Below are 17,825 nucleotides of genomic sequence, written 5' to 3'. Positions count from 1 at the left end.
GGGCGCGGGGGGGCGGGAATCGCGCCGAGTGCGCGCCGCGAAGCGCGCAGTGGACAAATCCTGTGTCCGGACGGACAGAAAGCGCGCCGAGTGCGCGCCCAGGGCGTCCGGTGGCCGCGCACTCGGCGCGATTCCTGGCGGGTTGCGTCCGGCGCCGGTCGTGCGCGGCGAAATAGCATACAAGTTTTGTCGAAAAGGCCCCGTTTTTTCAGGTTGGGGACGTGATATGTATGCTATTCCGCCCTGGTCCCACCGGCGCCGGGCGAGAAGAACCCCGCCGGCGCGGGTCCCGCGCGGCCTGCGGCCCGCGGGCGCGCTCGGCGCCTCGGCGGTTTGGGGTATAAGGTCCCCAGAGACCGCGAACAAACGTGAGGAGGCCGTCATGAGCACCGTGATCGACGCCATGAGGGAGCGCCGGAGCATCCGCGCCTACACGGGGGAGGTGCCCCCGCGCGAGCTCATCGACCAGGTCATCGACGCTGGCCTTTGGGCCGCAAGCGGCATGAACCGCCAGGGCCCCATCGTGGTGGCCGTCACGAACCGCGCGCTGCGCGACCGGCTCTCGGCCATGAACGCCGCGGTGATGGGCCGCCCCGGGACCGACCCGTTCTACGGGGCGCCGGTCGTGCTCGTGGTGCTTGCGCCGCGCGACGAGCCCAACCGCGTCTACGACGGGAGCCTCGTGATGGGAAACCTCATGCTCGCGGCGCACGCGCTCGGCCTGGGAAGCTGCTGGATCCACCGCGCCCGCGAGGAGTTCGACACGCCGGAGGGCAAGGAGATCCTCGCCGAGCTGGGCGTCGAGGGGGACTACGAGGGCATCGGCCACTGCATCCTCGGCTACGCGGCCGAGGCCCCCGAGCCCAAGCCGCGCCGTGAGGGTCGCGTGTTCCGCGCCGAGTAGCCCCTCGCGCCCGCGTCGTCGTGCTAGCCTAGTGGGTCGTCGGGCATGCCCGGCGGCCCTTTTCGATACGGCGCCCGGTCGTGGGCGCGCGAGTGAGAGCGGGGAGCAGTGGATCTGAGCCAGGCCATCGAGTGTGCGAACGCCTTCGTTTTTCCGGGCTTTCTCACCGACGACGCGTCGCTCTCTGCGGAGCGCGCCAAGAACGAGGAGGCGCTCGGGGTGCTGCGCGCCGCCTGGGCGGAGGCGCCCGCCGGCCGCGAGCCGTTTCCCTACGACCTCGTGCGCTCGCTCGCGGACAGAAACCGCGACGTATGCGATCGCTTTGGCATCGAGAAGCTCCGCGACGTGAGCCCCTCGAGCCTTGCGCGCGGCCTCTCGCCGGCAGACCTCATCCACGCGGTCGCCGTGCTCCAGCACCGCACGGACGCGCAGGTGGCGGCGCTTTCCGGCCCGGACGCGCGCGACCTCAACGTGGCCTGGGTGGACGCGCCGGTCTCGGGCATGGTGGTGGGGATCGACATCGAGACCACCGACCGCGACCCCGCGCGCGGCTACATCATCAACGTGGGCCTGGAGTTCATGACGATCGGCCCCAAGGCCAAGCCGCACGACCCCTTTGCCGGCTACTTCGGCCTGCCCCAGATGTATGCCGAGAAGGGCGTGCCGCTCGCGGACATCCACAAGATCTCGTGGTCCGACCTTGAGGGCAAGACCCCCTTCCGCGAGGACGCCCGGGCCCAGCAGGCAATCCTCGCGGCGCTCACCGCCTACCCGTTCATGGCGCACAACGCCGCCTTCGAGGACTCCTGGTTCATGCTGCACATCGACGGCTACGCCGAGGCGCGCAAGGCCGGGCGCGTGGTGGTCATCGACTCGCGCGACATCTGCCGCCGCGTGGACCCCGAGACGCGCATCCTGCCGCACGAGCAGCGGCCGGCCTCGCTCGAGAGCTGGGCGCGCCGCCGCGGCACGCTCAAGGCGGGGGAGTCCGAGCGCCACCTCGGCCTCGACGACGTGGAGCTCATGCTCGCCACGGTCCAGGCCGAGTTCACGGCCCGCAACATGCTGTAGCGAGCCGCCCCGCAAGAAGAGCCGCCCCGCGTCACGCCCGGCAACAAGAACTGCCCGCGCCATCGTCCTTCTCGCCCGCGCGGGCGAGGGCGTCCACGTGCTCTCCATCAGGGGCGGGTATCATGCCACGCTTGGCTCTTCTGTACCCAACCGCAAGGGAGACCCCTCGATGGCGTTTTCTTTCGTTGACCGTGAGTTCGTCCCGGTGGTGCTCGGCGGCGACATCAACTCCTACAGCGTCGCCCGCGCCTTCTACGAGCAGTACCAGGTGCGCACGCACGTCTTCGGCAAGTACCAGACCGGCCCGAGCTTCAGGAGCAAGCTCTGCGCCTACACGCCCAACCCCCAGATCGACGAGGACGAGACCTTCCTCGCCACCATCCGCGCCTTCGCGGGCGCCCGCCCGGCCAAGAAGATCGTGGTCATGGGCTGCGGCGACAACTACGTGGCCATGCTCGCGCGCCTCAAGGGCGAGCTCCCGGCCAACGTCATCGCGCCGTACGTGGACTTCTCGCTCATGGACACCTTCCAGCGCAAGGAGCAGTTCTACCGTTTCTGCGACAAGCACGGCCTCGCGCGTCCCGGGACCTTCGTCTACCAGAAGGGCGCGCCCACGGACTTTGAGCTCGACTTTCCGTTCCCGGTGATCTTGAAGCCCTCCGACGGCATCGACTACTGGGCGCACCCCTTCGAGACGCAGCACAAGGTCTACGTCATCGAGTCGCGCGACGAGCTCGTGCACGTGATTGGGGAGATCTACGCGTCCGGCTACGGCGACGACCTCATCATCCAGGACAAGATTCCCGGCAACGACGAGTTCATGCGCGTGCTCACCACCTACTCCGACCGTGCGGGCAAGGTCAAGATGATGTGCCTTGGCCACGTGCTGCTCGAGGAGCACTCCCCGCACGCCGGCGGCAACCACGCCGTCATCGTGACCGAGCCGGAGCTGGGCCCGCTCGCCGGCATCAAGGACCTGCTCGAGGACCTTGGCTACCAGGGCTTTGCCAACTTCGACGTGAAGTTTGACCAGCGCGACGGACAGTTCAAGTTCCTCGACTTCAACACGCGCCAGGGCCGCAGCAACTTCTACGTCACGGGGTCTGGCCTCAACGTGGCCAAGTACGTCGTCGAGGACTGGGTCTTTGGCCGCGAGCTCACCCTTGAGACGCCCACCGAGCCCCACCTCTGGTCGGTCGTGCCCAAGAGCGTGATCAAGAAGCACGTGAAGGACCCCGCCAACCGCTCCCAGGCGCTCGAGCTCTGGGAGGCCGGCCGGCGCGTGAACCCCGTCTTCATGCGGGGGGACGACGGCCTCAACCGAACCCTGCGCATGCTCCACACCTACCTGGGGTACCGTCGGGACTTCGACGTCAACTACCGCTAGCCTCGGCGCCCGTCCTCGGACGGGCGCTTTCAGTCTCATAAAGCCAACCTGAGGAGTCTCATGAGCGAAAAGAACCTCGTGTCGGGCCTCGTCGACTTTCTGCGGGCCTGCCCCAGCATGTTCCACACCGCCGCCGCGATCCGCGCGCGCCTCGACGCGGCGGGCTTCACCTATCTGCCCGAGGGCGAGGCCTGGCGGATGGAGCCGGGCGGGCGCTACTACACCGTGCGCAACAACTCGAGCGTCGTTGCCCTCAAGGTGGGCGCCACGCTCGACAGCTACCACTTCCAGCTTGCGGCCGCCCACGGCGACTCGCCGACCTACAAGGTCAAGGCGGTGCCCGAGCTCGAGGGCCCGGGCGAGAGCCTGCGCCTTGACGTGGAGGCCTACGGCGGGATGATCGACCACACCTGGCTCGACCGGCCGCTCGGCGTGGCCGGCCGCGTCCTCGTGCGCGACGGCGCGCGCGTGGAGAGCCGTCTGGTGAGCGTGGCCGACGACGTCTGCCTCATCCCGAGCGTGGCCGTCCACCTGGAGCGGGGAAGCGGCCTCGAGCCCCGGCTCAACCGGGCGCGCGACCTCTGCCCGCTCTTCTCGGCAGGCGAGCTCTCCCGGGGCGCCTTCGACGAGATGGTGGCCGAGGCGGCCGGGTGCGCGCCGGCCGACGTCCTTGCCCGCGACCTCTTCCTCGTGGCGCATGAGGAGCCGCGCGTGTGGGGCCGCGCCCGGGAGTTCGTCTCCGGCGGGCGCCTCGACGACCTCCAGTGCGCCTACGTGGCGCTCGAGGCGTTCCTGGCCACGGACAACCCGCACGACGTGAGCGTGTACGCGTGCTTTGACAACGAGGAGGTGGGCTCGGGGACCAAGCAGGGCGCCCTCTCCACGCTCCTTGCCGACACGCTGCGGCGCGCCAACGCGGCCCTGGGGCGCACGGAGGAGGACTATTGCCGCGCGCTCGCGGGCTCGATGCTTGTGAGCTGCGACAACGCGCACGCCGTCCATCCCTCGCACCCGGAGAAGATGGACGAGGCCAACCGCTGCTACCTCAACCGCGGCCTGGTCATCAAGGAGGCCGCCAACCAGCACTACTGCACGGACGCCTTCAGCCGGGCGGTGCTCGTGGCGCTGCTCGACCGCGCGGGCGTGCCCTACCAGAGCTTTGCCAACCGCTCGGACGTGGCGGGCGGCTCGACGCTCGGCAACCTCTCCAACGCGCAGGTGAGCGTCCACGCCGTGGACGTGGGGCTCCCGCAGCTGGCCATGCACTCGGTCTTTGAGACGGCCGGCGCGCGCGACGTGGAGCTCGGCGTGGCCGCGCTCACGGCGTTCTATGGGGCCAATCTTCACATCGACGGCGCGGACGCGGTGGAGATTGGCTAGACTGCCCGTATGGTCAGGGGCATCGGCATAGACTCGGTGGACATCGAGGAGATGAGGCGGCTCTGCGCGGACGCGCGCGGTGCGTTCGTCACGCACACGTTCACGGAGGCGGAGCGCGCCCAGGCCCGCGAGCGCCACGACCCGGCCGCGTGCCTGGCGGGGAAGTTCGCCGCCAAGGAGGCGGCGTTCAAGGCGCTGGCCCGGCTCACCGCCGCCGGCTTTGACCTGCGTCGCGTCGAGACCCTCGAGGACGCCGACGGCTGCCCGCACGTGACGCTCGCGGGGGCCCTCGCCCCGGTGCTCGAGGAGGCGGGCGTCACCGAGCTTCTGGTCTCGATCACCAACGAGCGGGGCGTGGCGACGGCGGTCTTGCTCGCCCAGTGACCGGGCGCGGCGCCGTCCGCCGCCCGTTGTGCCGTCGCACAACCGAGCGCCCCGCATGCCCCCTTCTTTGGGCGGCCATCCATGTTTCCCGGGACGGAGTCTCCATACCATCTTCATGAAGGGTTACAGGCCCGGGCGCGGTGCCCGGGGCCCGGCGCCGCGCCGGGAGGCTTCCGACTCCGAAAGGTGAATGCCATGCCCATGAAGAACTCCACCAAGCTCGTCAAGGTCCTGCTCACCAACATCCCCATCGCCGTCTGCATCTCGCTCGTGGCGAACTACATCGGCATCAGCTCGGCGGACGTGCCCGAGGAGGCGTTCATGCCGGCGTTTCTCTCCTCGTTCGCGCTCAACACCGGGCTTGCGTACCTCATCTCGTTCTTCATCGGCTGGTTCATCCCGGCCGAGCGGTGGGGCTCGCCTTTGGCCTGGTGCTCAACATCGTGGTGAACTCGGTCTACGTGGTCATCAACGCCCTCGTCCTCACCTATCTCAACGCCATCGTCATGCAGGGCATGCCCATCCAGATGTTCCCCGTCGCGCTCTTTGGCAGCTTCCTCCCGTGCCGGGTCGTGGGCTACGTGGTGTCCCTCGCGTGGGCCCGCCCCGCGGAGGGCATCGCCCGAAGGCTCATGAACGATCCCGAGCCGCAGGGCCGCTAGCCAGGCGTCGCGCGTCCTGCCCGGCCCGTCCGCACCCCGCGGGCGGGCCGTTTCGTGAGGGGAGCGACCATGTCCGACCTCATAGCCGCCGAGAGGGTCGAGGACGGCCTCTGGCGCCTCGTTGACCCCATGGGCTTCATGGCGCACCTGGTCGTTGGCTCCCGGCGCGCCGTGCTCGTGGACGCCATGCTCGGCATTGGCGACGTGCGCGCCGCCGCCGAGTCCCTGGCGCCCGGCCTGCCGGTGAGCGTTGCCCTCACGCACCGCCACCCGGACCACGTGGGCGGCGCGTACCGCTTCGACGAGGTCATGATGAGCGCCGAGGAGGACGGCCACTGGGAGGAGGCCGAGCGCCACGCGGCCGAGCACCGAGCCGACGGCGCGGGGGGCAACGTACTTCTCGCCGCGGCGCCCTGGGCGTTTGACGAGGGCGCGCGCCCCCGGGTGACGCACGTGGCCGAGGGGGACGGGCTCGACCTCGGGGGCCGGCGTCTCGTCTGCGTGGCGCTGCCGGGGCACACCGTGGGCTCCGTCGGGTATCTCTGTCCCGAGCTGGGCGTCCTTCTCTCTGGCGACGCGGTGACGCCGATCATGTGCCTGTGCTTCGAGGAGTCCCTGCCCGTGGCCGCGTGGCGCGCGACGCTGGCCAAGATGGGGGGCCTGCCCTTCGAGCGCTTCTACACCGGGCACCACCGACACGCCTTCACCAAGGCGGACCTGCCGAGCTTTGTGGCGGCGGCGGACTTTGCCGAGAAGGACCGCGGGCTTGCGTGGCATCACGCCGCCGTCGCGGACTGGGAGGGCACCTGCCACCTCTGCCCGTGCGGCACCGTCGACGCCGACAGCCCGGAGTTCCGCGCGGTGATCACGCGGGGCCTGCCGGCGCTGCTGCCGCGACGTTCTTCTCGCCCGCGCCGCCGCGCCTGACCTGCGCGCCGCCCCTCCCGCCCGCGCCGCCGCGCCCATCCGCGCCCGGCCGTGCGCCGGATTCGGCGGATGTGTGCGCGAGCGGTGCCGGATTTGCCGCATATGTGCGTTGGCCGGCGCACATATGCGGCTTTTTCGGCGGCGAAAACGCACACATCCCGGGAATATGGCGCGGCGCCCGCACGGCCGAGGTGCCGAGAAGAACCGTGCGCCCGGCGCATGGCTCGCGAGCACAAAGCCCGCCGCCGAATGCCCCCGCGAACTGTGGTGCGCGCACATGGTCCGTGCCGGGGCGGCGTGCGAAGGTGATAGCCGTACCAGAAGGCATGCAAGCGCAGGTGAAGCGACTCAAGGAGGATTCGCATGAAGCAGCTTGAGACCGACGTCGTCGTTGTTGCGGCCGGCCTTTCCGGCCTTGCCGCGTCCGTGGCCGCCGCGGAGAGCGGGGCGCGGGTCATCACCCTGGAGAAGGCGTCCAACACGGGCGGCGCCGCCAACATGGACATGGGTGTCGAGTTCAACAGCGTGCGCCCGGCCTTCCGCGCCCGCGAGCGCACCCGCGCCTACGCCGACGGCGAGTACACCTGGCACGTCGTGCAGCCCGAGGACGGCTCCGAGCCCGGCCCGCGCGCGGCCACCACGATGACCAAGCGCATGACCGAGCACGCGCAGGAGCTGGGCGTCGAGTTCATGCTCGAGTGCCCGGGCACCGGTCTCATCACCAACGACGAGGGCGCCGTGGTGGGCGTCACCGCGCGCGACAAGGACGGCGAGGAGTACGAGATCTCCTGCTCCTCCGTCATCGTGGCCACCGGCGGCTTTGGCCACAATGCCCAGATGATCAAGGACACCATGGGCTTCGAGTGGGGCAAGAACCTCTTCTCCTTTGCCATCCCGGGCATGGACGGCGACGGCCTCAACATGTGCCACGCCGTGGGCGCCGGCCACACCCCGGTCACCATGGAGATGATGTACCAGATCCCGGACAACATGAACCACTTCTACGTGGAGGGCGCCTTCCGCCAGCCCTGCTACTGGTGCAACCGCATGGGCGAGCGCTTCATGCCCGAGGACGAGATCTTCAACACCACCTTCGTGGGCAACGCGATCAACCACCTGTCCGGCAAGGTGGCCTACGCAATCTTTGACGCCAAGATGCTCAGGCACTGGAAGAAGGACGGCCCGGACATCGTCTCCCACGTGCACCTGCACGACCTCTACGAGGGCTTCGACGAGCAGTGGGAGCGCGACCTCGCCGACGGCTACGAGCCCATCTGCCAGGCCGACACCCTCGAGGAGCTCGCCGAGAAGGCCGGCATCGACGTGGAGGGCCTCATCGCCAACGTCGAGGAGTACAACGAGATGTGCACCAACGGCTGGGACGAGATCTTCGAGAAGGAGCGCGAGTTCATGCAGCCGCTCGAGAAGGGCCCGTTCTACTGCTGCAAGCAGTACATCGGCGCCTACGGCACCCTGGGCGGCGTGCTGATCAACCACAACATGGAGGTCATGACCGACGACTACCAGGTCATCCCCGGCCTCTACTGCGTGGGCACCGACGCCTGCACCATCTACGGCGACTCCTACAACTACTGCATCCCGGGCAACACCATGGGCTTCTGCCTCAACTCCGGGCGCATCGCCGGCGAGAACGCCGCAGCCAAGCTGTTCGAGTACTAAGCCACGTGTCATGCGCGCGGGGTCCGGGAGGGCCCCGTGCGCGGCGTCGTGGGGAGGCGAGAAGAACGCCGGCCTGCGGACCGGCATCGATCCGCGGGGCGCGCGTTCTTCTCGGCGCGGCGCTTTCTTCTGAAGAGGGGGCCAAGTGAAGCTCACGATCAACGGCCGGGAGGTCGAGGCGCGGGAGGGCCAGTCGGTCCTCGACGCCGCGCTCGACGCCGGCATCTTCATCCCTCACCTGTGCAAGCACCCCGACCTCGAGGCCGTGGGCGGGTGCCGCCTGTGCATGGTCGAGGTCGACGGCGGCGAGGAGCCCGTGTGCGCCTGCAAGACGCCGGTCCGTGACGGCATGCAGGTGAGTGTCAACGGCGAGCGCGCCTGCCGCGAGCTGCGCGGCGTGGGCGTGCTCGACTACCAGCACACCGAGCGGGGCATCCGCATCGGCACCGACGGCTCGGTCTCGCTCGAGGAGGCGGGCTGCCGCTTCTGCGGGGCCTGCATCGAGGTCTGCCCCACGGGCTCGATCATCGACGTGCTCTCCCGCGTGCACGACGACCGCTCCCGCGAGGAGAACGTCGTGCCCTGCCGCTCTGGCTGCCCCGCGCGCATCGACATCCCGCGCTACCTGCGCCACGTGCGCGACGGCGAGTGGGAGGCCGCCACGGCCGCGTGCGCCACGAGCCGCTCACGGGCAAGCGGGTCGCTATCGTGGGCGCCGGCCCCGCCGGCCTCACCGCGGCCCTGTTCCTGGCCGAGAAGGGCCACCTGGTGACGGTCTTCGAGGCAAACGAGAAGGTCGGCGGCCAGCTGCGCTACGGCATCCCGGCCTACCGCCTGCCCGACGCCACCGTCGACCACGAGGTCGCCACGATCTGCGAGATCGCGCGGGGCACGGACGCCGAGTCCCGCGCCCTTCTCGGCGAGGGCTTCGACGCGGTGCTCGTGGCCGTGGGCACCCACGTGGGCACGCGCCTGCCGATGGAGGGCGCGGACCTCGCGGGCGTCTACGTCAACACCGACTTCCTCAAGGCCGCCCGCACGGGCGCGCCGCTCGACGTCAGCGGCCGCGTGGTCGTGCTCGGCGGCGGCAACGTGGCCTACGACTGCGCCCGCACCGCCGTGCGCCTGGGCGCCGAGAAGGTCGACGTGGCGTGCCTGGAGTCCCTGGACAAGATGACCTCCACCCCCGAGGAGCGCGCCGAGGGCGCCGAGGAGGGCGTGGAGCTCCACGACGCCTACGCCTTCACCTCGATCAACGAGGTGGAGCCGGGCAGCGGGCACGTGGGCTCGGTCACGATCCACAAGATCGAGCGCTTCTCCTTTGACGAGAACCACCGCGCGGTGACCGAGCTCGTCGAGGGCGGCGAGCTCACCCTCCCGGCCGACCACGTGATTTTTGCCGTGGGCCAGAGGCCGGAGGGCACTGCCGAGATGGGCCTCGAGCTCACCCACGGCCCCTACGTCGCGGTGGGCGACGACCTGGCCACGAGCGCCGAGGGCGTCTGGGCCGCCGGCGACTGCGTCACGGGCACCAAGTCCGTGATCGCGGCGATCGAGCAGGGCCGCGAGGCCGCGAGCTCTATCGACCGCTACCTGGGCGGCGACGGCGACATCACCGCCGAGCTGCTGGACCCCGACGCGCCGAGCCAGCGCATCGGCAAGGTCCCCGCGGGCTTCTACGACGGGCGCGTGGAGCCCAGGATCGCCCCGGCCGAGGAGCGCGCGCACAGCTTCGACACGTTCGAGTGCCCCTACACCGAGGACGAGGCCCGTTGCGAGGCGTCGCGCTGCCTGCAGTGCGACCTGCGCCTCACGCTGCACGCGCCGCGCCTGTGGAACGAGTACTAGGAAGGGAGCGAGAAATGACGACGATTGTGAGCTTCATGCCGACCTACGCGGCCGCGCCCGTCTCCCTTCACCTCCTGAAGGCCGACGCTTCCCTCGGCTTTGTTTACGCCAACGACACCGCCTGCGCCTGCGTGCTGGCAGGCGAGAAGCCCCTTCCCTCGGAGGTCACCGGCACCACGCCCGACCTGCGGCTCGTTCAGGGCTCCGAGCTCCTGGGCGGCGAGGGCCGGCGCTGGGCCTGGTTCGAGGGCGCGGACGCCGCCGTGGAGCTGGGGAGCGACTACGTGCGCGTGTACGGCGCCGGCAACTGCATGGCCGCCGCGCTCGACGAGGTGTGCCAGCGCTTCCGCCGCGAGACCTGCGGGCGCTGCGTCTTTGGGCACGAGGGCGGGCAGGAGCGCCACGATCGTGGCCGACATCTGCCGCAAGAAGGGCAGGGCGTCCGACGTGGCGCTCCTGCGCGACCTCTGCCCGGTCATGGAGACCCAGAGCCTCTGCGAGATGGGCCGCGTGATGGCGCGCACCGTGCTCTCCGCGCTCGACGCCTTTGGGTCGGAGATCGAGCAGCACTTCACCAAGAAGGTCTGCCCGGCGGGGGAGTGCAGGGCGTACATGACCTACCACATCCTGCCCACCAAGTGCGTGGGCTGCGGCGCGTGCGTGGACGCGTGCGAGGACGAGGCCATCCTCGGCAAGCCGCGCTTCATCCACGTGATCGACCAGAAGGCGTGCACGCAGTGCGGCAGGTGCGTGAGCGCGTGCGACGAGGAGGCCATCATCATGGCCGGCGCCGACAAGCCGCGCGCCCCGCCGCGCCCGATTCCGATCCGCAGGCGCTAGTTCTTCTCGCCGCGCGTTCCTCTCTCGGGGCCGCCCCTTTCACAGCCGGGGGGCGGCCCTGTTCTCCTCGCCGCCGCGTCGCTCGCGCTTCTGTCGCTCCCCCCGCTGCGCCGGAATCAGCGGATGTGTGCGCGAACGCCGCCAAATTCCCGGGATGTGTGCGTCGCGTCACGCACACATCCGCCAAATCCGGCACCGCAAACGCACACATCCGCCAAATCCGGCGCGCCGAACACGTTTGTGCCGCATCGTCACCAAGCGTTAGTCCTTCTCGCCTGATCCCGCCCAGCGGGCGAGAAGAACCGACCGACGGTTGCGCAAAATCGGTCGCGGGAGCCTTTCAGCCCTGCCTGATACCACCTTCTACCTGCGGCGCTATAATTGTGCGGTCAGATTGGTGCCAGATTGCCGTCAGGCTCGGGCGCGGCTTTCTTGGAATCCCGCTTGCGCCGCGCTCGCTCGCGCTACCGTTTTCCTATGGCGGATCTGGTGCTCTCACATACCACGGCGCTCGAGGTGATGAGGCGCCCCTACTTCCCAAAACACCTCGCTACGGCAGAATTCTGCCCGACGGAGCTGCCCGACGCCATGCCGGACGCATCCGACCTCGAGTGCGCGGTCGCCAGCGTTTCGCAGCTGGCGGGCGTCGAGGCGCCCTTTCACGTCCTCGTGGGCGACCCTGCCTGCCGTCACCGCTTCTCGCTCGTCCGCCCGCACGTCTTCCAGGGCACGCTGCCGCCGGGCTCGCTCCTGCGCCTCGCGCCTGGGGTGCGCTGCGCCTCCCCGGCGCTTCTCGTCGTGCAGATGGCCCCGTTCCTCACGGACCACGAGCTGCTCATGCTGCTCTGCGAGCTCCTCGGCTCCTATGCGGTGGACCCGGGCGGGGAGACGGGCGTGGTGGGGCGTTTCCGCCCGTTGCTGACCCCGGGCGCCCTGATGGCGTTCCTCGACGCGCTGGGCCCCGCCCGCGGGACGGCGATCGTCCGCGCCGCGCTGCCGTCCGCGCCCGTCGGCGCCGCGTCCCCCATGGAGGGGAAGCTCTACATCCGCGCGACGAGCCGCTTTGCGTCCGGTGGCTACCGCCTGGGGGAGATTGCGCTCAACGACCCCGTTGAGCTCGAGCGCATCTCCGCCGGGGTTCGCGAGCTGCGCGTGCGCAAGCCCGACCTGCTGCTGCTCGCCCCCGCGGGCGAGCCCGGGGCCGTCATGCCCTTCCGCGGGGTTGCCTTTGACTACCACGGGGCGTGGCACAGCCGCGACCCGCTGCAGGTCAAGCGCGACACCGACCGCGCCAACGAGCTGCTTGCCGACGGCTTCAAGGACTACGTCTTCTGGAAGTCCAACTACGACGACCTCGACTGCATGGACGACCTCATGGCCAAGGTTCGCCGCGACCTGGGGCTGCCCCCGCGCAAGCTCTCGACGGAGCGCGCGGCACGGGAGCGTGCGGCCCGCGCGGCGCTGTGGGCGGAGCTCGAGCGGATCGACGGCGTTCACTGGAGCGGCTTCACGGCCGAGCGCGCGTAGCGACCCGGTTACGCGTCCGCCGCGTCCGCGCCTGCCGGCGCCTGCTGGGTCGCGCCTTCGCGCCGTATCCCCGCGCCAACCCCCTGCGCGCGCCGCGCCCCTGCGCCGACCCCCTGCGTCAGCCCCTGCGCCAAATTCGGGGGATGTGTGCGTTTGCGCCGCCGAATTTGGTGGATGTGTGCGCGGCGTGACGCACATATCGGCGTATTCCGGCACCGTTGGCGCACATATCCGGGGAATTCGGCGCAAGGGGCACGGCCTTTGGTGCCCGTGCACAAAGCACTGCCCCGCGCGCCCGCCAAGCTCTGGTTCCCGGAACATGCCGCCGGCGCCGCCCCCCCTGCCATACTCATAGCCATCGGGACCCGCCCCCTTGCTTGCCATGCCAGGGGGGCGGGTTTTCCTTCGTCCGGACGCACAGCGCATCCGACCGTAGCGCCGCCAGCGTCGTTCGTGCACACGGTGAACGCCCCTCTCACACGCCGTAGCATCTCCCCCAGCATGCGCGGAAACGGGTCCGCGCCGGACGCTCGACGAGAGGAGCGCACATGTCTTTCAAGGTCATGGCAATCTGCGCAGGCAGGCACGGCGGCAACGGCGAGGCGCTCGCCAAGGAGGCGCTCTGCGCCGTGCGGGAGGCGGGCGGTGAGGTCGAGCTCATCAACCTCTTTGACTACAACATCCTGCCGTGCACCGGCTAAGAGCCCGCCGCCGAGAAGAGCCCGCCGCTAGGCGCGCGGCCGGAGCGCGTGGAAGAGTGCCACGCTCGTCACGTAGCCGATGCCGACCAGCCAGACGTAGCTGTTGAGCCACGCCGCCACGAGTCCGGGCCCGCCGGTGTGCACGAAGGCCTCCGTGAGCGAGATGATCGTCACGAAGATGAGGTTCTCGATGAAGATCTGCACGTAGACGCGCCAGGGGGCGTCACCCGCCCAGCCGGTGAGCGCGCGGGCCACGGCGCCGGTGGGCAGCAGGAGCTGGGCGATCACGTTGGCCGCCAGCGCCACGCAGGTGAAGGTGTACCACGTGTGGTCAAACGGCGCGCCGTCGATGATCGTGGCGCTCGTGTTGATGACGATGGCCAGGACGAGGTCCTGGATGATGACGCTGCGGTTCCACTCGCACATGACGCGCTCCTTCTTGGTAGCCCTGCCGAGAAGGAGCGTACTTCTCGCCGTGTCTCACAAAAAGGTGCGGGGTCTCAAAAGAGGCCCCGCACCCAGCGGTTTGTTTGTGCGAGAAGCACAGGCTAAGAAGCACCGCCCGAGAAGTACCGCCCGGGGCTACTCGTCGCCGAAGCTGATCCCCATGGCCTTGGCCTCCTTGACGAGGTCGCTCTTGGGGTCGACGTACTTGAGCTTGCCGGCCACGTCGGCGAGCGGCACGCGGCACATCTTGCCGTTGACCTGCGCGATCATGACGCCGAACTTGCCCTTGAGGCAGGCGAGCGCCGCCTCGACGCCGCACTGCGTGGCGAAGATGCGGTCCTGCGCGTCAGGGGTGCCGCCGCGCTGGGTGTGGCCGGGCACGGCGATGCGGATCTCGCGGCCGGTGCGCTTGTCGATCTCCGCGGCGATGTCATAGGCGATCGAGGGCGTGGTGCGCGCGGCCACGAGCTTCTTGTACTCCTTCTTGGAGAGCGCGGCCTCGTCCTTGGAGATGGCTCCCTCGGCTACCACGATGATCGTGAAGCGCGCGCCGTGCTTGTCGCGCTCCTCGATGACGCGGATGACGTTCTCGATGTCGTAGGGGATCTCCGGGATGAGGATGACGTCGGCGCCGCCGGCCACGCCCGCGTAGAGCGGGATCCACCCGACCTTGTGGCCCATGATCTCAATGACGAAGACGCGGCCGTGGGAGCTCGCGGTGGTGTGGATCTCGTCGATGCAGCGGGTGGCCACCTCGACCGAGCTCGCAAAGCCAAACGTCATGTCGGTGCCCCAGGTGTCGTTGTCGATCGTCTTGGGCAGCGCGATGACGTTCAGGCCCTCCTCGGAGAGGCGGTTGGCCGTCTTGGTGGAGCCGTTGCCGCCGAGCATGAACAGGCAGTCGAGCTTGAGCTTGCGGTAGGTCCCCTTCATCGCCTCGACCTTGTTCACGCCGTCGGCCTCAGGCGTGTCGAGCAGCTTGAAGGGCGTGCGGCTCGTGCCGAGCACGGTGCCGCCGCGGGTGAGCAGGCCCGAGAAGTCGCGGTTGTCCATCATGCGGTAGCGCTCGTAGATGAGGCCCTGGTAGCCGTCCTCAAAGCCATAGACCTCAACGGGCTCGCCCGCCTGGCGGTAGAGCGTCTTGACGATGCCGCGCATGGTGGCGTTGAGCGCCTGGCAGTCGCCGCCGCTTGTGAGGAGTCCGATTCTCAGCATGGGCATTCCTTCCCTCAGGTCCACAGATAGGGAAAGTATGCGCCTCATTCGGCCGAGCGTGCGCGATTCTCCGTGAGCGGTATCGTTCTCAGGGCCTTGTGCGCGACCGGCCGGCGCGGCGGCTGTCGGGGCTGGACGCGGCGGCCGCTCGGGTCTGCCCGGCGGTCCGGTTGCCCTGGCCGCCCGGCTCACCCGGACGATATTGGGTCATGAGTTTTATGCGCGGGGCCGCCTGCACGTTATTCTCGCCCGGGGGAATGGAGCCGACCTGCGAAAACGTTGCCGAGGTGGCCCAAGGGCGCGGCGAGAAGGACAAATTGCTGCCCCGAATATCAAACTCATGACCCAATACCGATGCAAAAGCCCCGCGGGCGGCTTTTCCAGGGACGAAGGGTGCCGCCAGGGGTGCCAGGCGGCCAGAGCCGGAGAAAAACTTTGAACTAGCTGACGACGGGCCCCCGAGTCGTTGCGCCGCTCTCGCCCCGCGCCCCTGCTATCATGGCGAAGGGAGGACGATCGGCGAGGAGGCCCCATGACGGCAGACGAGAGGCGCGAGGCACGGGAGGCCGTGGCGGCCGGGCGACGAGCGCTCGAGAGCCTCGGCGAGGCGGCCGACGCCCTTGACAGCGCGAGCAACTGGGGGCTCTTTGACATGGTGCTCGGCGGGCCGCTCGTGAGCGTGTTCAAGCACGCGCGGCTCGGGGACGCCCGGGACGCGCTCGAGCGGGCGCGCGCCGACCTCTACGCCTTCACGCGCGAGCTGCGCGACGTCCCGGGGATCGAGTCGCTGCGGGTGAACGTGGGCGGGGTCGCCTCCGCGCTCGACGTTCTCGCGGACAACCCGTTCGTGGACCTCTACGTGCAGAAGCGCATCTCCGATGCCCAGGAGAGCGTCGAGGCGGCCATCGTCGCAACCAAGACGATCCTCGCGCGCCTGACCTGAGGCGGGGTCGGGGGAGGCGCCCCGCCGCCCCCAGCGACCGCCGACCGACGCGGGCGAGCCGCCCGCCCGCCCGCGCGTTTCCGTTTGCGAACGCCCGGGGCGGCGTGGTTCTTCTCGCAATAGAATCACCCCCGTCCGCGTGTTTTCAGGGATATGGAAGGGGCAGGCATGAGCAGGACACAGGAGATCCTCCACGCGCCCCACGAGCAGATTGAAGAGATTCAGCTCGAGGGCATCAAGAAGACCGTGATCGCGTGCTACGAGAACGTCCCGTTCTACAAGCGGAGCTTCGACGAGGCCGGCTTTGACCCCTACGCGCTCTCGAGCCTCGAGGACCTGCGGCGCGCGCCCTTCGTCACCAAGCAGGACCTGCGCGACAACTACCCCTACAAGATGTTCGCCACGCCGCTCTCCAAGGTGAAGGAGATCCACATGTCCTCGGGCACCACCGGCGTGGCCACGGTGGGCGGCTACACCGAGCACGACCTCGAGACCTGGGGGGAGTGCTTTGCCCGCGGCATCATCTACGCCAACGGCAGCGAGAAGGACATCGTGCACGTCTGCTACGGCTACGGCCTCTTCACGGGCGGCCTTGGCGCGCACTACGGCGGCCTCTGGATGGACTCGACCGTGATCCCCATGTCCGCGGGCAACACCGAGCGCCAGATCCGCGTGCTCAAGGAGATGGGCTCCACGATCATCTGCTGCACGCCGAGCTACGCCATGCACATCGCCGACACCGCGATCGAGATGGGCCTCGACCCGGCGCGCGACTTCCACCTGCGCGCGGGCATCCACGGCGCCGAGCCCTTCTCCGACAACTTCCGCCGCGACCTCGAGCGCAAGCTCAACTACCACGTGCTCGACGTCTACGGCCTCACCGAGACCATGGGCCCGGGCGTGGCCATCGAGTGCTGGGAGCAGCAGGGCCTGCACCTGGCCGAGGACCACTTCTACGCGGAGATCATCGACCCCAACACCGGAGAGGTCCTGCCCGACGGCGAGTGGGGCGAGCTCGTGCTCACCTCGGTCGACCGCGAGGCGTCTCCCGTCGTGCGCTACCGCACCCGCGACATCACGCGCATCATCCCCGGGACGTGCCCGTGCGGCCGCACGCACCGGCGCATCGACCGCATCCACGGCCGCACCGACGACATGCTCATCATCCGCGGCGTCAACGTCTTCCCGAGCCAGATCGAGGACGTCATGAAGACGTTCCCGCAGGTCTCCTCCTGGTACCAGATCGAGATCGACACCGACCAGCGCTCGCTCGACCTCGTCACCCTCAAGGCCGAGGTCAACCCGGACTTCGACTTCGACTCCGTGGCCGCGATCGAGCGGCTGCAGCAGGAGATCTCCGCGCGCCTCAAGACGGCGCTCTCCGTGGGCGTGCGCGTCAGGCTCGTGGAGCCCAAGACCATCGCGCGCAGCGAGGGCAAGGCCAAGCGCATCGTCGACCTGAGAAGGGGGATCAAGTAATGATCGACCAGATTACGGTGTTCCTCGAGAACAAGAAGGGCCGCCTGGCCTCGCTCTGCCGCTGCCTGGGGAACGCGGGCATCAACATGGCCGCCCTCTCCGTGGCCGACACCACCGACTACGGCGTGGTCCGCATCATCTGCGGAGACACCCACGCGGCCCTCTCCGCGCTCGAGTCTGGTGGCTACCGGGCAATCATCACCAAGGTCGTGGCCATCGCGGTGCCGCACCGCCCGGGGGCCGCGGCCGACCTTCTGGAGAAGCTCGACGACCTGGACCTCAACATCGAGTACGGCTACTGCTTCTCCACGGCCGACGAGACCGCCATCATGGCGCTCAAGATCGCCGACCCGGCCGGCGCGGCGGAGGCCCGCTGGGCCATCGAGGCGGCCGGCTTCAAGGTCTACGACCAGTCTGACCTCGAGTAGCC

19 protein-coding genes are annotated in these 17,825 nt (G+C 69.3%); 17 read left to right on the top strand and 2 right to left on the bottom strand.

Annotated features, from left to right (window positions below):
• The first annotated feature begins 382 nt into the window (after positions 1 to 382).
• From B5F84_RS05865 to B5F84_RS05805, 14 genes are all read left to right on the top strand, one after another.
• Positions 383 to 904 (top strand): nitroreductase, encoded by a 522-nt coding sequence (locus B5F84_RS05865; protein WP_087321799.1) that lies wholly within the window; start codon positions 383 to 385, stop codon positions 902 to 904.
• Between the two features lie 108 nt (positions 905 to 1,012).
• On the top strand, positions 1,013 to 1,975 hold the full coding sequence (locus tag B5F84_RS05860) for a DNA polymerase III subunit epsilon (protein WP_087321797.1): 963 nt from the start codon (positions 1,013 to 1,015) through the stop codon (positions 1,973 to 1,975).
• 169 nt (positions 1,976 to 2,144) lie between these two features.
• Positions 2,145 to 3,362 carry an ATP-grasp domain-containing protein gene (locus B5F84_RS05855; protein WP_087321795.1) on the top strand — a complete coding sequence of 406 codons (1,218 nt, stop codon included), beginning with the start codon at positions 2,145 to 2,147 and terminating at the stop codon, positions 3,360 to 3,362.
• Between the two features lie 60 nt (positions 3,363 to 3,422).
• Positions 3,423 to 4,742: a M18 family aminopeptidase gene (locus B5F84_RS05850; protein WP_087321793.1), complete on the top strand. Its 1,320-nt coding sequence runs from the start codon at positions 3,423 to 3,425 to the stop codon at positions 4,740 to 4,742.
• A 9-nt stretch (positions 4,743 to 4,751) separates the two neighbouring features.
• On the top strand, positions 4,752 to 5,126 hold the full coding sequence (locus tag B5F84_RS05845) for a 4'-phosphopantetheinyl transferase superfamily protein (RefSeq protein ID WP_087321790.1): 375 nt from the start codon (positions 4,752 to 4,754) through the stop codon (positions 5,124 to 5,126).
• Positions 5,127 to 5,321: 195 nt separating this feature from the next.
• The gene (locus tag B5F84_RS05840) at positions 5,322 to 5,576 is read left to right on the top strand and encodes a hypothetical protein (protein WP_087321788.1); all 255 of its coding nucleotides are present in this window, start codon (positions 5,322 to 5,324) and stop codon (positions 5,574 to 5,576) included.
• A complete protein-coding gene (locus tag B5F84_RS05835; protein ID WP_087321786.1) occupies positions 5,558 to 5,788 on the top strand; it encodes a hypothetical protein in 231 nt (76 codons plus the stop codon). Before B5F84_RS05840 ends, B5F84_RS05835 begins: the two co-directional genes overlap by 19 nt.
• Before the next feature lie 69 nt (positions 5,789 to 5,857).
• Positions 5,858 to 6,715 (top strand): MBL fold metallo-hydrolase, encoded by an 858-nt coding sequence (locus tag B5F84_RS05830; protein WP_087321785.1) that lies wholly within the window; start codon positions 5,858 to 5,860, stop codon positions 6,713 to 6,715.
• Between the two features lie 363 nt (positions 6,716 to 7,078).
• Positions 7,079 to 8,395: an FAD-binding protein gene (locus B5F84_RS05825; RefSeq protein WP_087321783.1), complete on the top strand. Its 1,317-nt coding sequence runs from the start codon at positions 7,079 to 7,081 to the stop codon at positions 8,393 to 8,395.
• 145 nt (positions 8,396 to 8,540) lie between these two features.
• Positions 8,541 to 9,167 carry a 2Fe-2S iron-sulfur cluster-binding protein gene (locus B5F84_RS09460; protein ID WP_143786059.1) on the top strand — a complete coding sequence of 209 codons (627 nt, stop codon included), beginning with the start codon at positions 8,541 to 8,543 and terminating at the stop codon, positions 9,165 to 9,167.
• Positions 9,104 to 10,243 carry an FAD-dependent oxidoreductase gene (locus B5F84_RS05820; protein ID WP_204205517.1) on the top strand — a complete coding sequence of 380 codons (1,140 nt, stop codon included), beginning with the start codon at positions 9,104 to 9,106 and terminating at the stop codon, positions 10,241 to 10,243. The genes B5F84_RS09460 and B5F84_RS05820 overlap by 64 nt, the downstream gene beginning before the upstream one ends.
• Before the next feature lie 99 nt (positions 10,244 to 10,342).
• Positions 10,343 to 11,083 (top strand): 4Fe-4S binding protein, encoded by a 741-nt coding sequence (locus B5F84_RS09785; RefSeq protein ID WP_343225134.1) that lies wholly within the window; start codon positions 10,343 to 10,345, stop codon positions 11,081 to 11,083.
• 477 nt (positions 11,084 to 11,560) lie between these two features.
• Positions 11,561 to 12,610 carry a hypothetical protein gene (locus B5F84_RS05810; RefSeq protein ID WP_143786057.1) on the top strand — a complete coding sequence of 350 codons (1,050 nt, stop codon included), beginning with the start codon at positions 11,561 to 11,563 and terminating at the stop codon, positions 12,608 to 12,610.
• A 548-nt stretch (positions 12,611 to 13,158) separates the two neighbouring features.
• A complete protein-coding gene (locus tag B5F84_RS05805; protein ID WP_204205516.1) occupies positions 13,159 to 13,311 on the top strand; it encodes an NAD(P)H-dependent oxidoreductase in 153 nt (50 codons plus the stop codon).
• A gap of 27 nt (positions 13,312 to 13,338) precedes the next feature.
• On the opposite strand, the gene B5F84_RS05800 is transcribed toward B5F84_RS05805, so the two are convergent.
• Positions 13,339 to 13,737 (bottom strand): hypothetical protein, encoded by a 399-nt coding sequence (locus tag B5F84_RS05800; RefSeq protein WP_087321779.1) that lies wholly within the window; start codon positions 13,735 to 13,737, stop codon positions 13,339 to 13,341.
• A 156-nt stretch (positions 13,738 to 13,893) separates the two neighbouring features.
• The gene (locus B5F84_RS05795) at positions 13,894 to 14,973 is read right to left on the bottom strand and encodes an ATP-dependent 6-phosphofructokinase (RefSeq protein WP_087321777.1); all 1,080 of its coding nucleotides are present in this window, start codon (positions 14,971 to 14,973) and stop codon (positions 13,894 to 13,896) included.
• 532 nt (positions 14,974 to 15,505) lie between these two features.
• Between B5F84_RS05795 and B5F84_RS05790 the strand changes: the two genes are divergently transcribed.
• The 3 genes from B5F84_RS05790 (at position 15,506) to B5F84_RS05780 (ending at position 17,823) form a co-directional block, all read left to right on the top strand.
• The gene (locus tag B5F84_RS05790; protein ID WP_087321775.1) at positions 15,506 to 15,916 is read left to right on the top strand and encodes a hypothetical protein; all 411 of its coding nucleotides are present in this window, start codon (positions 15,506 to 15,508) and stop codon (positions 15,914 to 15,916) included.
• A 168-nt stretch (positions 15,917 to 16,084) separates the two neighbouring features.
• Positions 16,085 to 17,395, top strand: coding sequence for a phenylacetate--CoA ligase (locus B5F84_RS05785; protein ID WP_087321774.1), 1,311 nt, complete (start codon positions 16,085 to 16,087; stop codon positions 17,393 to 17,395).
• Positions 17,395 to 17,823 carry an amino acid-binding protein gene (locus B5F84_RS05780; RefSeq protein ID WP_087321773.1) on the top strand — a complete coding sequence of 143 codons (429 nt, stop codon included), beginning with the start codon at positions 17,395 to 17,397 and terminating at the stop codon, positions 17,821 to 17,823. The genes B5F84_RS05785 and B5F84_RS05780 overlap by 1 nt, the downstream gene beginning before the upstream one ends.
• Positions 17,824 to 17,825: the final 2 nt, after the last annotated feature.

It is taken from the genome of Olsenella sp. An290 (assembly GCF_002159535.1).
In the GTDB taxonomy this organism is placed as follows: domain Bacteria; phylum Actinomycetota; class Coriobacteriia; order Coriobacteriales; family Atopobiaceae; genus Thermophilibacter.
Note: the sequence above shows the minus strand (reverse complement) of the source record. Positions and strands in the feature narration are given on the sequence as shown.

What these genes read in the sequence shown, in the direction of transcription:
- B5F84_RS05830 (WP_087321785.1), top strand. Translation starts at nt 5,858, where the DNA reads ATGTCCGACCTCATAGCCGCCGAGAGGGTCGAGGACGGCCTCTGGCGC.
- B5F84_RS05795 (WP_087321777.1), bottom strand. Translation starts at nt 14,973, where the DNA reads ATGCTGAGAATCGGACTCCTCACAAGCGGCGGCGACTGCCAGGCGCTC.
- B5F84_RS05800 (WP_087321779.1), bottom strand. Translation starts at nt 13,737, where the DNA reads ATGTGCGAGTGGAACCGCAGCGTCATCATCCAGGACCTCGTCCTGGCC.
- B5F84_RS05810 (WP_143786057.1), top strand. Translation starts at nt 11,561, where the DNA reads ATGGCGGATCTGGTGCTCTCACATACCACGGCGCTCGAGGTGATGAGG.
- B5F84_RS05865 (WP_087321799.1), top strand. Translation starts at nt 383, where the DNA reads ATGAGCACCGTGATCGACGCCATGAGGGAGCGCCGGAGCATCCGCGCC.
- B5F84_RS05825 (WP_087321783.1), top strand. Translation starts at nt 7,079, where the DNA reads ATGAAGCAGCTTGAGACCGACGTCGTCGTTGTTGCGGCCGGCCTTTCC.
- B5F84_RS05855 (WP_087321795.1), top strand. Translation starts at nt 2,145, where the DNA reads ATGGCGTTTTCTTTCGTTGACCGTGAGTTCGTCCCGGTGGTGCTCGGC.
- B5F84_RS05780 (WP_087321773.1), top strand. Translation starts at nt 17,395, where the DNA reads ATGATCGACCAGATTACGGTGTTCCTCGAGAACAAGAAGGGCCGCCTG.
- B5F84_RS05840 (WP_087321788.1), top strand. Translation starts at nt 5,322, where the DNA reads ATGCCCATGAAGAACTCCACCAAGCTCGTCAAGGTCCTGCTCACCAAC.
- B5F84_RS05805 (WP_204205516.1), top strand. Translation starts at nt 13,159, where the DNA reads ATGTCTTTCAAGGTCATGGCAATCTGCGCAGGCAGGCACGGCGGCAAC.
- B5F84_RS05790 (WP_087321775.1), top strand. Translation starts at nt 15,506, where the DNA reads ATGACGGCAGACGAGAGGCGCGAGGCACGGGAGGCCGTGGCGGCCGGG.
- B5F84_RS05845 (WP_087321790.1), top strand. Translation starts at nt 4,752, where the DNA reads ATGGTCAGGGGCATCGGCATAGACTCGGTGGACATCGAGGAGATGAGG.
- B5F84_RS05785 (WP_087321774.1), top strand. Translation starts at nt 16,085, where the DNA reads ATGAGCAGGACACAGGAGATCCTCCACGCGCCCCACGAGCAGATTGAA.
- B5F84_RS05850 (WP_087321793.1), top strand. Translation starts at nt 3,423, where the DNA reads ATGAGCGAAAAGAACCTCGTGTCGGGCCTCGTCGACTTTCTGCGGGCC.